This window comes from Azospirillum largimobile, assembly GCF_977007025.2.
Map to the genome: position 1 here is coordinate 337360 of NZ_CDRMUA020000005.1, position 13042 is coordinate 350401.

The window sequence follows — 13042 nt, forward strand, 5'->3', positions numbered from 1 at the left end:
GCTTTACTCCGCAGCCTGCTTCGGGGCTTGGCGACGGTCCGGAGCGGCGTTCTCCAGGAACCAGTCGTAGGTGCGGCGCAGCCCCTCCTCCAGCGACACCTTGGGGCGCCAGCCGGTGGCGAACAGGCGCGACACGTCCATCAGCTTGCGCGGATGGCCGTCGGGCTTGCTCAGGTCGTGGGTCAGCGTGCCGGTGTAGCCGACGGTGTCGCGGATCAGCGCCGCGAGGTCGGCAATGGCGATGTCGTCGCCGGGGCCGACATTGATGATCTCCTCGCTGTCGTAATGGTCCATCAGGTGCAGGCAGGCGTCCGCCATGTCGTCGACATAGAGGAACTCGCGCCGCGGCGTGCCCGTGCCCCACAGCGTCACCGTCGGGTCGCCCGCCAGCTTGGCATCGTGGAAGCGGCGGATCATGCCCGGCAGCGCGTGCGAGGTCTCCGGATCGAAATGATCGCCGGGCCCGTACAGGTTGGACGGCATGGCGCAGATGGCGTTGAAGCCGTACTGGCGCCGGTAGGCCTGGCACATGGTGATGCCGGCGATCTTGGCGACGGCGTAGGGCTTGTTGCTCGGCTCCATCGGGCCGGACAGCAGCGCCTCCTCCTTGATCGGCTGCTCGGCATGCTTCGGGTAGAGGCAGGAGGAGCCCAGGAACAGCAGCTTTTTCACGCCGGCGCGCCAGGCGGCGTCGATGACGTTGTTCTGGATCAGCAGGTTGTCGCGGATGAAGTCGCCGCCGAAGCGGTCGTTGGCGAGGATGCCGCCCACCTTCGCCGCGGCCAGGATCACATGCTCGATCCCCTCGCGGTCGAAGAAGGCGCGCACCGCCGCCTGGTCGGTCAGGTCGAGCTGCGACCGGTCGCGGATCACCAGGTCGGTGTGCCCGGCCTCGGTCAGCCGCCGCAGAATGGCGGACCCGACGAGTCCCCGGTGGCCGGCGACGAAGATACGGCTGTTGCGGTCCATGCGGGCCGTCTCCTTAAGATCTTGTGCGAGCACTTGCCCCCACCCCGACCCTCCCCCGCTGGGCGAGGGAGGGAGCAAGTGCTTGTCCGGTAGAGTGGCGGCAGTCCCTCCCCCGCCCAGCGGGGGAGGCTAGGTGGGGGTCTAACCCCCCAATCGACGCCCTACTCCGCCGCCTGCCCCATGCGCCCCAACTCCGCCCGCGCACGCTCCGCGTACCACTCGACCACGCCGGGCAGGCCGGCGGAGAGCGGGATGCGCGGGGTGAAGCCCAGCGCGGTCAGCTTGGCGATGTCGGGGCTGCGGCGGTCGGTGCCGCCGGGAGCCGCCGGGCCGGGCATCACCTGGGCCTCGCGGCCGAGGCAGGATACCGTCTGCCGGGCGAGGTCGGCGATGGTGACCTCCTCCGGGTTGCCGACATGGTAGATGCCGAGATGCTCGCCCTTGTCGACCACCGTCACGATGCCGTCGATGGCGTCGTCGATGTGGACGAAGGCACGGGTCTGGCGACCGTCGCCCTGGATCTGGAAGGGAACCGGGCCGCTGGGATGGGAAGCGATCGCCTCCACCGCGCGGCGGGAGAATTCCGGCACCACATGCTCCCAGCCCATGTCGGGGCCGTAGACGTTGTGCGGACGGAAGATCGCCACGCGGTCGAAGCCGCTGCGGCCCCAGTTGATCGCCAGCAGCTCCGAGATCAGCTTCGAGCCGCCGTAGCTGTAGCGGGCGTTCAGCACGTCCGGCACCACCAGCGGCACGTCCTCCGGCGTCGGCACCACCGGCGGGGTCTGGTAGGCTTCCGACGAGGAGGCGACGACGAGGTCACCAACACCGTCGGCACGGCAGGCGTCCAGCACGTTCAGCATGCCGCGCACGCCGACGTCCAGGACCACTTCCGGCTTCTCGTAGAAATGCTTGGTGCCGTTGACGGCGGCCAGATGCAGCACGCCGTCGACGTTTTGCACCGCCCCGCGCACGGCGGCCGGGTCGCGGATGTCGCCCTGGACGAACTCCACGTCGTCCAGCACGCCGGCCAGCCGCCCGGTATGCCCGCGCGAGTTGTCGTCCAGCACGCGGACGCGGTGGCCGTCACGGACCAGCCGGTGGACCAGGGCGGCGCCGATGAAGCCGCTGCCGCCGGTGACGAGATAGTGTTTCATGTCGGTTCGATTCCCCTTGGAGGCCCGGATGACGTCAGGCCACATGCGCGTAGCGGGCGGCCCCATGGCTGCCGAGAGCCACGTAGGCGGTGCCGTCCGGCAGGTCGACATCGCGGCTGTTGAAGTTGTTCCAGAAGTCGTAGATCACGCCCGGCCGGTCCATCCGCTGGGCCAGATCCGGCAGCGGCATCGAGGTGAAGACCGGGTGGTTGTTCAGGATGACCGCCAGATTGGCGCCGGACACCGCCTCGGTCATGTTGGCCGCCGGCTCCAGACCGAAGGAGCGGATGTCGTCGGGGCGCACCACCGCGTCGAAGCCGCGCAGCCGGGCGGTGGGGAAGCGCTGGCGCAGTTCCTCCAGCACCGGCTTGGCCATGGTGCCGCGCAGGTCGTCGGTCGCCGGCCGGCCCTTGAAGGCGAGGCCCATCAGGCTGATGGTCGGCACCTCCGGGAAGCCCTGCATGGAGCGGGCGAGCTTGCCGAGGAAGTCGGCGACCTCGACCGGCTGGCTTTCGTTGACCAGACGGCCGGCGGCGGTGATGGCCATGTCGACGCCGACCTCGCGCGCCGCCTCGATCAGGATGTGGGGGTCCTTCTCCAGGCAGGGGCCGCCGACCGGACCGGGCAGCGGCAGGTTGGTGCGCGGATAGCCCAGCTTGCCGGCGCGGGCCACCTCGACCGCCGAGATCTCCATGGCGTTGCACAGCTTGGCAATCTCGTTGGAGAAGGCGAAGGTGACGTCGCGGTAGGTGTTGTCGACCAGCTTGATCAGCTCCGCCGTTTCCAGCGTGGAAACCTTGACGGTGGTCGGCGTCAGGAAGCCGAAGATCTGCGCCGCGCGGGTGGCGACGTCCAGGCTCTCCGCACCGATGATCTGCGGCAGCTGGTTCAGCTCCAGCAGCGCCTGGCCTTCCAGCGTGCGTTCCGGGCAGAAGGCGATGTCGAACTGCTTGCCGGTGGCGCGCAGGATCGGCGCCACGACGTTGCGGGTGGTGCCCAGCTTCACGGTGGAGCGCAGGATGACCAGATCGCCGTCATGCAGGCAGCTGGCGACCTGACGGGTGGCCGCCTCGATCATGTCGGTGCGGACCCGGCCGTCCTTGCTCAGCGGCGTGCCGACCGTGATGATGAAGACGCTGGCCTTGCTGCAATCCTGCTGGTTGCGGCTGAAGGTGAAGCGACCGCGCGCGATGACGTGGCGCAGCTTCTCCGTCAGGCCCGGCTCGTGGAAGTGCGGGTTGCCCTGGCCGAGCTTGTCGAGCACGTCCTGCCGCACCTCGACCCCATGCACCTGGAAGCCGGCGTCCGCCATCGCCACCGCCAGCGTCAGGCCGACATAGCCGAGCCCGAGGACGCAGACGTTACGATCGGAAAAAGTCTTGGGAAGCATCGTCGCTCCTGCCGTTTGCTGAGGCCCCGCCACCGGCGGCGGGTTGCCGAGAGTTTGGAGACGCCCCGACTGCCCTGCCCTGTCTCCAAGGATGCAGACGGAGAAACCTCGAAATTCGAAATTGTTTTCTTGTTGTGACTTCGCCGTGACGATGAAGTACCTCGTTACCGGCGTTGTGCAGCGCGAAGTGTTTCAGAAATCGCCGTCCGATGAAAAGACCATGATTGCAGATCACGGCCGTATTAATAGTACTAACCCTCGCCGCGCCTGAATGAATGCTTGGAGGCACCAACAGAGACGTTCGAAAGTGGTGCAATAGGCACATTCCGTTCCCGCAGCCGAAAACCGAAGGACGGCCTTGCAAAATTGTCGGGTGCGATCACCGGGCCGGACAACCGGACTGTCATGCTTCACCTCCTTCACGCCGTTGCGCTGGTCAGCCGGCGCAGCCTTTTCGGGCGCACCAAGCCGGTCAGGACGGCCACCAGCGCGTAGACCACGACCATCGCCGCGCTGCCGGCGACGAAATGCACCAGCGCCGGCATGCGGTCGAAGAACGGGGCGCCGACATGGGCCAGGGCGAAGGCCGCTCCGATGGCCGCGCCGGCGCACAGCATCGCCCGCGCGGTTATCCCGACATACAGCTCGCCCACCGCCCGACGGTGGATCCAGGCGATGGCGACGGTGGCGGCCAGCTCCGCGGTGAAGGTCGCCATCGCGGCGCCCTCGATGCCGTAGCGGGGAATCCACCAGATGTTCAGCAGGGCGTTCAGCGCGCCACCCGACAGCATGGCGATCATGTAGCCGGTCTGCCGGTGCCAGACGAGCAGCGGGTTGCCCAGGATCATGTTGGCGTAGACCACCGCGGAGGCCAGCATCAGCAGCCGCAGCGCCAGCGTCGCCGGGGCGTAGGCGTCGCCGAACAGCGTGCCCAGGATGACCGGCGCCAGGGCGAAGCCGCCGGCAACGACCAGCCCGCCGACCGCCAGCATGACGCCGGCATAGGCGCGCATCCGGTCGCGCATCGGCCCGATCTCGCCATAAGAGGCAGCCAATTGCGGCAGGAAGGCGTTCATCACGATGTTGCCGACCAGATTGGCCAGGGTCTGGATCTTAACCGCCGCGCTGTACCAGCCGACCTCGGTGTGCGGGGCCAGGAAACCCAGCATCACCACGTCCAGATGGGTGAAGATCGCCCAGGCGAAGACGCCGACCGCCATCGGCGTCGCCGCCGTCAGGATCTCCCGCCACACCTTCAGGTCGATCCTCGGGCGCAGCGTGCCGAAATCGCGGCGGAAACGGCCGATCATGATCAGCGCGTTGACGGTGATGGAGCCGCCGGTGATGGCGGCTGCGGTGATGGCGTCCTCAGGTCCACGCACCAGGAGGAAGACGAGCAGCATGGAGCCGATGGATGTCCCGATCTCGCGCGTGGCGATCACCCCCATCTTCTCGGTCGCCTGGTAAACAAAGTCGAGCACCAGGGCGTTCCCGAGCAGCTGGACCGCCTGCACCAGAAGAACCGCCTTCACCTCCATCGGCTTGTCCAGCGACAGGATGAAGACCGCGTAGACGGCGCCCACCAGCAGGGCCAGGACGGTGCGCAGCGTCAGCACATGCTCCGACAATTCGGCCGCCCGGTCCCGGTGGTCGTTCCGATCGCGGTCGCGCGCGATCTCGCGGATAGCGTAGGTAGACAGGCCCATGTTCACGAACAGGGCCGCATAGGCCATCAGCGAAGTGCCGAACCCCAGCACGCCGAAGCTGTCCGGGCCCAACACCCGCGCGGTCCAGGCGGCGGTGACCAGCCCGCTCGCCATCGTCGCCGCCTTTGCGGCGGCAAGGGCTCGGATGTTCCGGAAGATGCGGTGGCCAGCTGACATTCACAGGCTCTTCGGTGGTGGACAGTATCTTCGATACACAGGGCAAAACGGCCTCTCCCGCCCTGTGGGGCGGGAGAGGGGGGAGCCATCCTCAGTTCGCGTAGTAGCGGCGGTAGCCGTGGTATCGGCCGCTGTCCGGGAACTCGTATTGTGCGTGGCGCCGGGTATCGACCTGACTGAACAGGACGCCCACCACCTCGCCGCCGGCCTCGACCACCTCCTTCAGGCCGGCCATGGCGGTGCCGCGCTTGGTCAGCCCCCAGCGGACGATGAAGACGGTCTGGTCGGCGAGCGCCGCCAGAAGCTTGCCTTCCGACACCGCCAGGACCGGCGGCGAATCCAGGACCACGCGGTCGTAGTTGACCGACAGGCGCGACAGCAGCTGATGCATGCCGGACGAGCCCAGGGCATCCTGCGGCAGCGACGGGCCGTGACCGGCGGGGATGACGTGCAGGCCGGTGCGCGGATCGACCTGGATGACGTCCTCCAGCGCCGCGGTACCGGCCAGCACCTCCGACAGGCCGCGGTTGTTGGCCATGCCCAGCATCTCGTGCAGGCTCTTCCGCCGCAGGTCGCAGTCGACCAGGATCGTCCGCTGGCCGGCGTTGGCGCAGGTACGGGCGAAGGCCGCGGCGACGGAACTCTTGCCCTCGCCCGGAACCGACGAGCTGAACAGGATCACCCGGTGCCGCCCGTCCGGATTGGCGAGCAGAAGCGAGGTGCGCAGGTTCTGCATCGATTCCGCGAAGGCGGAGATCGGCTTGTCGACCACATAGCTGGCGGGTGATCCGCCGAAGCGCGGGATGCGCGGCACGATGCCCAGGCTGCGCACGCCGGTCGCCAGTTCGAACTGGTGCGGGCTGCGGAAACCGCCGTCGGCCCGTTCGCGCAGCATGGCCAGAAGCACGCCCAGCGTGCCCGACGCGACCAGCGCCAGCAGCACGATCAGCTTGCGGTTGGGCTGCGACGGGTCGAGCGGGATCGACGCCTCCGACACCACGCGGGCGTCGGGCTGGCGCATGTCGGTCTGTGCCGCGATCTGCTGCGACCGGGTCAGCAGCGCCTCGTACATCGACTGCGCGGTTGTGGCGTCGCGTTCCAGGGTGCGCAGGCCGACGGTCGCCTGCTGCTGTTCGTTCTGCTTGGCCTCGGCCTGATCCAGGCTGGCCTTCAGCCCCTGCTCGCGGCCCTTCGCCAGTTCCACCTCGTTGCTGAGGTTGGAGACGATCTTGCCGACATCGGCCTTGATCTGGCCTTGCAGGTCGCGCAGCTGGCTCTGCAGGGCCTGCAGCATCGGGTGCTTGCTGCCGTAGCGGTTGGTGGCGTCGGCCATCTGCCGCTGGATGTCGACCTCGCGCTCGCGCAGGGCCTGGATCAGCGGAGATCCCAGCACGTCGCCGACCGCCGAGGCGCCGCGCGGCGAATTGGCCATCGCGGTGACGTCGCGCAGCTTGGTCTCCGCCTCCTGCCGCTTGGTGCGGGCCAGGATGTAGTCGGCGTTCAGCTGGCTCAGCTGCTGGCCGACCACGGTGCTTTCGTTGACCGACGAGGTGGTCAGGCCATGCTGGGTCCGGTACTTCTCCACCGCGTCGCCGGTGGTCTGCGCTTCGCGGCGCAGGTCGGCCAGCCGCTCTTCCAGCCATTGGGTGGCGCGCTTGGACGCCTTGAACTTCTCGTCGAGCTGGTCGACCAGATAGAGGTCGGCCATGGTGTTGGCGATCAGGGAGGCCTTGCGCGGGTCCTCGCTGTCGAAGCTGACGGCGATGACGTAGGAGCGGCCCTGCGGCCGGACCGACGTGTTGTCGAGCACCTCGTTGACCACCGAGGTCAGATGGTTGCGCTCGATCTCCTCGGGCGACAGCGGCACGTCGCTGGTCTGCTTCCAGCTGTCGGGAATCCAGTTGCGCGGGTTCAGCGCCGCCACCCAGCCGGGGGGCGGCGGCCGCAGCGAGGCGTTGAATTCCGGATCGTTCATCAGCTTCAGCTTCGCCACCACCTTCTCGGCGAAGGCCGGCGACTTCAGGATGGCGACCTCGCTCTGCAGGGAGCTGATGTCGGGCGTCATGTCGGAGACCACGCCCTCGAAATTGAGGACGGTGTTCTTGCGGTGCTCCACCATGATCAGGGTCTCGGCCGTGTAGAGCGGCGTCATCCGGAACGCGGCGAGGACCGCCAGTCCGGTGCCGACCACGATCACCGTGCCGATCAGCAGCTTGTGCCGCCGCAACAGCCCGGTGGTCCGGCGCACCGCACTGGCCGCACTGGCCGACAGATCGTAGGAGATTCCGGGGGAGACGGAACCTGGGCCCCGCCGAGACTCAGGGGTGTTGCGTCGGGGTTGATCCTGAAGTTCCTGGGTGGCCAAGGGGGTCCTCCTCGCGTAACGACCAAAAGCGCGGCCATAGGACCGTCCGTTTGCCCGATCCGCCGTTTCGGACAGCGGCTGCTGTCCGGCTGGCAGGCTCGGCGGTTCGTCCGATTGGCTGAAACGCAGTGTTAGTCCAGCCGTTGCATCGGCCATCCAGTGCATGCGGCGAGCAATGGGCGCGCAGTGGGTAGCCTTCCTGACCCTGTTGCAGTGCAGTATGGACCGCAGAGACAGGACGGGGGATAATGGGGGTTACTCGGAAGGACAGGTTCCATGACGAACGAACGAGCGGGCGAACGGACCGACTGGGCTGCGCTGATCCCCGCGCTTTTCCCCACGCTGGCCAAGCTGGAACCGGATTCGGCAACCTGTCTGGGCAACGCCGGCCGACGGGTGAACGTTCCCCGCGGAACCGTCCTGTTCCGTGCCGGCGACCGTTGTCACACCTTCATGATGGTGCTGGACGGCGCCGTCAGGGTGCAGATGGCGTCGGAGACCGGGCGCGAGATCGTGCTGTACCGCGTCTCCCGCGGGGAGACCTGCATCGTCACCACCGCCTGCCTGCTGACCGACAATCCCTACAGCGCCGAAGCGGTGGCCGAGACCGACATCGACGCGGTGGCGCTGGCGGCCGGCCCCTTCCACAATCTGGTGGCCCGTTCCGCCGCCTTCCGCGACTTCGTCTTCGCGTCCTTCGGCAACCGGCTGACCGGCATGATGATGCTGATCGAGGAGGTCGCCTTCGGCCGCGTCGATTTGCGCCTGGCCCGTTTCCTGGCCGACCGGCGCGATGGCGCCGGCGGGCTGGACATCACGCATCAGGCGCTGGCCGTGGAATTGGGCACCGCGCGGGAAGTGGTGAGCCGCCAGTTGAAGGAGTTCGAGCGCCGCGGGTTCGTGGCGCTGTCGCGCGGACGTATCCAGGTGCTGGACGCGGCGGCGCTCGCAGAGGAGCGGTGAATGAAGTGTCGCTGCGGGGCCCCCTCCCCAACCCTCCCCCACCTGTGGCGGGAGAGGGTGCCTTGCGCGAAGCGGCGGCAGTTCCCTCTCCCGCCCTAGCGGGGGAGGGTTAGGGAGGGGGCAATCAGCGTCTGTCGAGAATCGCCGGAGCCCTGTCCCCCTGTGACTCCGTCACAGACGGCACGCCTCGCCACGGCCTACACCGGTCCTCATGCGGGACGCGAGCCCCGCGACCATCACTTCAACAAGGGGACAGGTGCCGCCATGTATTGCCGCAATGTGGGCCCGGTGGATCGCGCGCTGCGCGCCATCGTCGGGCTGATCCTGCTTTCGCTGACCGTCGTCGGGCCGCAGACCCTGTGGGGGTTGGTCGGGCTGGTGCCGCTGCTGACGGCGTTCGTCGGCTACTGCCCGGCCTATACGCTGCTGGGTGTCAAGACCTGCCGCACGGAAGACCGCACCGCCTGACGGGCGCATCAGCCGGACATGCGAACGGCCCGCTCCCTTCCGGGGGGCGGGCCGTCCGTGTTTTCGCGAAAAGCGCCGGGCCGCGCTTTCAGGCGCGCGGGGCGTGCTTGTTCAGGATGCGCTGCAGGGTGCGGCGGTGCATCTTCAGGCGGCGCGCGGTCTCGGAGACGTTGCGGTCGCACTGTTCGAAGACCCGCTGGATATGCTCCCACCGCACGCGGTCGGCCGACATCGGGTTTTCCGGCGGCTGGGGCAGCGGGCGGCCGTCGGCCAGCAGCGCCGACTCGACGGCGTCGGCGTCGGCGGGCTTGGGCAGATAGTCGACCGCGCCGGCCTTCACCGCCGCGACGGCGGTGGCGATGTTGCCATAGCCGGTCAGCATGACGACGCGGGCGTCGGGGCGGGCGTCGCGCAGGGCGGACACCACGTCCAGCCCGTTGCCGTCGCCCAGCCGCAGGTCGACCACCGCGAAGGCGGGTGCGGATTCCTGCGCCACCTCGATGCCGAGTTGCACGCAATCGACCGCCACGACGTTGAAGCCGCGCTTTTCCATGGCGCGGGCCAGCCGCGTGCGGAAGGGGGCGTCGTCGTCGACGATCAGCAGGCTGCGGGTGACGTCGCCAGTGAATGTCAGTTTGACGGCATCGCCCGACAGCAGGTCATCGGTTGTTTTCAGGGTGTCCACCGTGAAACCTCATTTCTTGGCGTTGATGGTCTTCCAGCGCACGGAAATCCGCGCACCCGTTCCGCCCTGATTGGAGTGTCCGCCGGCGGCCTGATCAGCGGGCGGAGTGCCGGCCGGCGGGTTGTTGGTCGGGGAGTTGTTGGTGTAGCGCACCGTCGCGCCGGTCTTCTCCAGCAGCGTCTGCGCGATGAAGATGCCCAGCCCCATATGTCCGCCGCCCGTCTGCCCCTTGGGGCCGGAGCGCTCGCCGCGCACGGACAGGTACGGCTCGCCGATGCGGCCCAACAGATGGGGCGGAAAGCCCGGGCCGTCGTCCATCACCGTGATGGTGACGCCGCGGCCATCCCAGGCGGCGGCGACCGTCACCTTGTGGCGGGCGAACTGGTGGGCGTTCTGGATGAAGTTGCCGATGCCGTGGATGATCTCCGGGCTGCGGCGCAGGAACGGTTCCTCCGCCCCGCCGACCGGGTGCGGTTCCACGACGAAGTCGATGTGGCCCAGCCGATGCGGTGCGGCAGCGGCCTCGATCAGCGTGGTCAGCGGCAGCCGTTCGAACGGGTCGCCGCCGTCGGCCTCGGGCTTGCGCGCCAGATCGGCCAGGATCTCGCGGCAGCGCATCACCTGGCTCTGCAGAAGCTCGACGTCCTCGCCATAGGGGCTGTCGGGCGGCAGGTCGCGCGCCAGTTCCTTCGCCACCACGGCGATGGTGCCGAGCGGCGAACCCAGCTCATGTGCAGCCGCCGCGGCGAGCGCGCCCAGCGCGCCGAGGCGCTGTTCGCGGGCAAGCGCCACCTGCGAGGCGGCGAGCGCGTCGGCGAAGCGCCGCGCCTCGGCGGCGACGCGGAAGACATAGCCGGCGATGAAGACCGACGACACCGACAGCGACAGCCACACGCCGAAGGCATAGAGCGGCGCCATGGAGCGCACCGGCTCCTCCCACGGCAGCGGGAAGTGCCAGAGGGCGAGCGCGGTCAGGCAGATCAGGTTCAGCCCGGTCAGCAGCACCGTGCTGTAGCGCGACAGGATGGCAGCCCCCACCGTCATCGGCGCCAGCAGCAGGATGGCGAAGGGGTTGCTCAGGCCGCCGGTCAGATAGAGCAGCAGCGTCAGCTGCAGCATGTCGTAGCTGAGATACAGCGCGGCGTCGCGGTCGGCCAGCCGCAGCCGGCCGCCCTGCTGGGCCATCGCAACGGCATTCAGAAGGGCCGACGCGCTGATGGCGGCGAGGACCGGCCCCAGCGGCAGCGGGAAGCCCAGGCCCAGGCTGACGAAGCCGACCGCCGCCAGCTGCCCGATCACCGCGACCCAGCGGATCAGGATCAGCGTGCGCAGCGTGATGCGGCCGTCGGGCTGCGCCCATTGCGGCGGTGCTGCGGCCGGAACCGGGGCGGGCAATACGCTGGCGAGCGTCACCATGATCCATACCCCTGGCCTGCATGCCCGTCGCCCGCATGCCCCTGGCGGTTGCGGCTCCCGCCGCCATATTCTGTGCCCATGACCGAGCGAACCATCCCACAGCATCCGCCCGCCATCCGGGTGGCCGGGCTGACCAAGCGCTTCCCCACGCCCGGCGGCGGGGAGGTGACGGCGGTCGACGCCATCGACTTCACCGTGCCGCGCGGCAGCGTGACCGGCCTCCTGGGCGGCAACGGTGCGGGCAAGACGACGACCATCTCGATGCTGCTGGGGCTTTTGCTGCCGACGGCCGGGACAGTGGAGATCCTGGGCGTCGACATGGCGCGCCATCGGCATGCCGTGCTTCCGCGCATGAACTTCTCCTCCCCCTATGTCGAACTGCCCCATCGGCTGACGGTGCGGGAGAACCTTACCGTCTATGCCCACCTCTACGGTTTGACATGCGTCAAAAAGCGCGTCCGAGAATTGTCCGAGCATCTTGACCTGACGCGTTTTCTCGATCGCCCCTCCGGCGGGCTGTCGGCAGGGCAGAAAACCCGCGTGGCACTGGCGAAAGCTCTGCTGAACGATCCGGAGCTTCTGCTGCTGGACGAGCCGACGGCCTCGCTCGACCCCGACACCGCCGACTGGATCCGCACATATCTTGAGCGGTACCGCGCCCGCACCGGCGCCACCATCCTGCTCGCCTCCCACAACATGCTGGAGGTGGAACGCTTATGCGACGGCGTGCTGATGATGCGGCAGGGGCGGATCGTCGACCGCGGCGCCCCGTCCGCCCTGCTCGCCCGCTATGGCCGCCAGACGCTGGAGGAGGTGTTCCTCGACATCGCCCGCGCGTCCGACGGCTCGACGCTCCTGGCCGGGGAGGCCGCCGATGCCGCCGAATGACGCGACCGTTCATCACCCAATCCCGCGGGCCGACTTCTCGTTGCGCCGGGTCGGCGCCATGGTGCTGCGCTATTGGTACCTGCTGCGCGGGTCGTGGCCGCGCATCCTGGAACTGGCCTATTGGCCGACCATGCAGATGATCCTGTGGGGCTACATCAACCAGTTCATGGCCTCGTCCAGCGGCGGCGGCAGCGGCTGGGTGGCGCAGGGGGCCGGCGTGCTGGTCAGCGCCGTGCTGCTGTGGGACGTGCTGTTCCGCGGCCAGCTCGGCGTGTCCATCTCCTTTTTGGAAGAGATGTGGTCGCGCAACCTGGGACATCTGTTCGTCAGCCCCCTGCGTCCCGGCGAATGGGTGACGGCGCTGATGACCATGAGCCTGCTGCGCACCCTGATCGGCGTGCTGCCGGCGGCGGCGCTGGCGATTCCCTTCTTCGGCTATTCGGTCTTCGCGCTCGGCCTGCCGTTGGCCGCCTTCTTCGCCAACCTGATCGTGCTGGGCTGGTCGCTGGGTCTGCTGATCGTGGCGCTGATCCTGCGCTACGGCATGGGGGCGGAGGGGCTGGCCTGGATCGTCGTCTTCATGCTGGCCCCGGTCAGCGCGGTCTATTATCCGGTCTCGGTCCTGCCGGCGTGGCTGCAGCCGGTCTCGCTGGCCCTGCCGTCGGCCCATGTGTTCGAGGGAATGCGGGCGCTGGTGTTCGAAGGTGTCCTGCGCTGGGACCACCTGGCCTGGGCGGTCGGGCTGAACGCGCTCTACATGGCGGCCGGCGTGGCGGTGTTCCTGTACGCCTTCCGGCAGGCACGGGTGCGCGGCGCGTTGCTGCAAACGGGCGAATGATCGGTAGACTATGCGCCCGA

11 protein-coding genes are annotated in these 13042 nt (G+C 68.4%); 4 read left to right on the top strand and 7 right to left on the bottom strand.

From position 1 onward, the window contains the following. Positions 1–3: 3 nt before the first annotated feature. The 5 genes from ACWPKK_RS26285 to ACWPKK_RS26305 all read right to left on the bottom strand — a co-directional run bounded on the left by ACWPKK_RS26285 (position 4) and on the right by ACWPKK_RS26305 (position 7647). Positions 4–969: a GDP-L-fucose synthase family protein gene (locus ACWPKK_RS26285; protein ID WP_452010310.1), complete on the bottom strand. Its 966-nt coding sequence runs from the start codon at positions 967–969 to the stop codon at positions 4–6. 161 nt (positions 970–1130) lie between these two features. After that, on the bottom strand, positions 1131–2126 hold the full coding sequence (locus ACWPKK_RS26290) for an NAD-dependent epimerase/dehydratase family protein (RefSeq protein ID WP_452010312.1): 996 nt from the start codon (positions 2124–2126) through the stop codon (positions 1131–1133). Positions 2127–2160: 34 nt separating this feature from the next. Next, positions 2161–3516: a nucleotide sugar dehydrogenase gene (locus ACWPKK_RS26295; protein ID WP_452010314.1), complete on the bottom strand. Its 1356-nt coding sequence runs from the start codon at positions 3514–3516 to the stop codon at positions 2161–2163. A gap of 419 nt (positions 3517–3935) precedes the next feature. Continuing rightward, positions 3936–5399 carry a flippase gene (locus ACWPKK_RS26300; protein ID WP_452010316.1) on the bottom strand — a complete coding sequence of 488 codons (1464 nt, stop codon included), beginning with the start codon at positions 5397–5399 and terminating at the stop codon, positions 3936–3938. A 91-nt stretch (positions 5400–5490) separates the two neighbouring features. After that, entirely contained in the window at positions 5491–7647 is a 2157-nt protein-coding gene (locus ACWPKK_RS26305; protein WP_452010318.1) for a GumC family protein, read from the bottom strand. A gap of 393 nt (positions 7648–8040) precedes the next feature. On the opposite strand from ACWPKK_RS26305, the gene ACWPKK_RS26310 reads away from it, so the two are divergent. Next, the gene (locus ACWPKK_RS26310) at positions 8041–8727 is read left to right on the top strand and encodes a Crp/Fnr family transcriptional regulator (protein WP_452010321.1); all 687 of its coding nucleotides are present in this window, start codon (positions 8041–8043) and stop codon (positions 8725–8727) included. Between the two features lie 264 nt (positions 8728–8991). Then, positions 8992–9195: a YgaP family membrane protein gene (locus tag ACWPKK_RS26315; protein ID WP_452010323.1), complete on the top strand. Its 204-nt coding sequence runs from the start codon at positions 8992–8994 to the stop codon at positions 9193–9195. Between the two features lie 88 nt (positions 9196–9283). Here the strand turns inward: ACWPKK_RS26315 and ACWPKK_RS26320 are convergent, their stop codons facing one another. Next, positions 9284–9853: an ActR/PrrA/RegA family redox response regulator transcription factor gene (locus ACWPKK_RS26320; RefSeq protein ID WP_044553362.1), complete on the bottom strand. Its 570-nt coding sequence runs from the start codon at positions 9851–9853 to the stop codon at positions 9284–9286. A 36-nt stretch (positions 9854–9889) separates the two neighbouring features. After that, the gene (locus ACWPKK_RS26325) at positions 9890–11296 is read right to left on the bottom strand and encodes an ActS/PrrB/RegB family redox-sensitive histidine kinase (RefSeq protein ID WP_452010325.1); all 1407 of its coding nucleotides are present in this window, start codon (positions 11294–11296) and stop codon (positions 9890–9892) included. Positions 11297–11374: 78 nt separating this feature from the next. On the opposite strand from ACWPKK_RS26325, the gene ACWPKK_RS26330 reads away from it, so the two are divergent. Both ACWPKK_RS26330 and ACWPKK_RS26335 read left to right on the top strand, forming a co-directional pair. Next, positions 11375–12184: an ABC transporter ATP-binding protein gene (locus ACWPKK_RS26330; protein WP_452010327.1), complete on the top strand. Its 810-nt coding sequence runs from the start codon at positions 11375–11377 to the stop codon at positions 12182–12184. Continuing rightward, a complete protein-coding gene (locus ACWPKK_RS26335) occupies positions 12171–13022 on the top strand; it encodes an ABC transporter permease (protein WP_452010329.1) in 852 nt (283 codons plus the stop codon). The genes ACWPKK_RS26330 and ACWPKK_RS26335 overlap by 14 nt, the downstream gene beginning before the upstream one ends. Positions 13023–13042 lie beyond the last annotated feature (20 nt).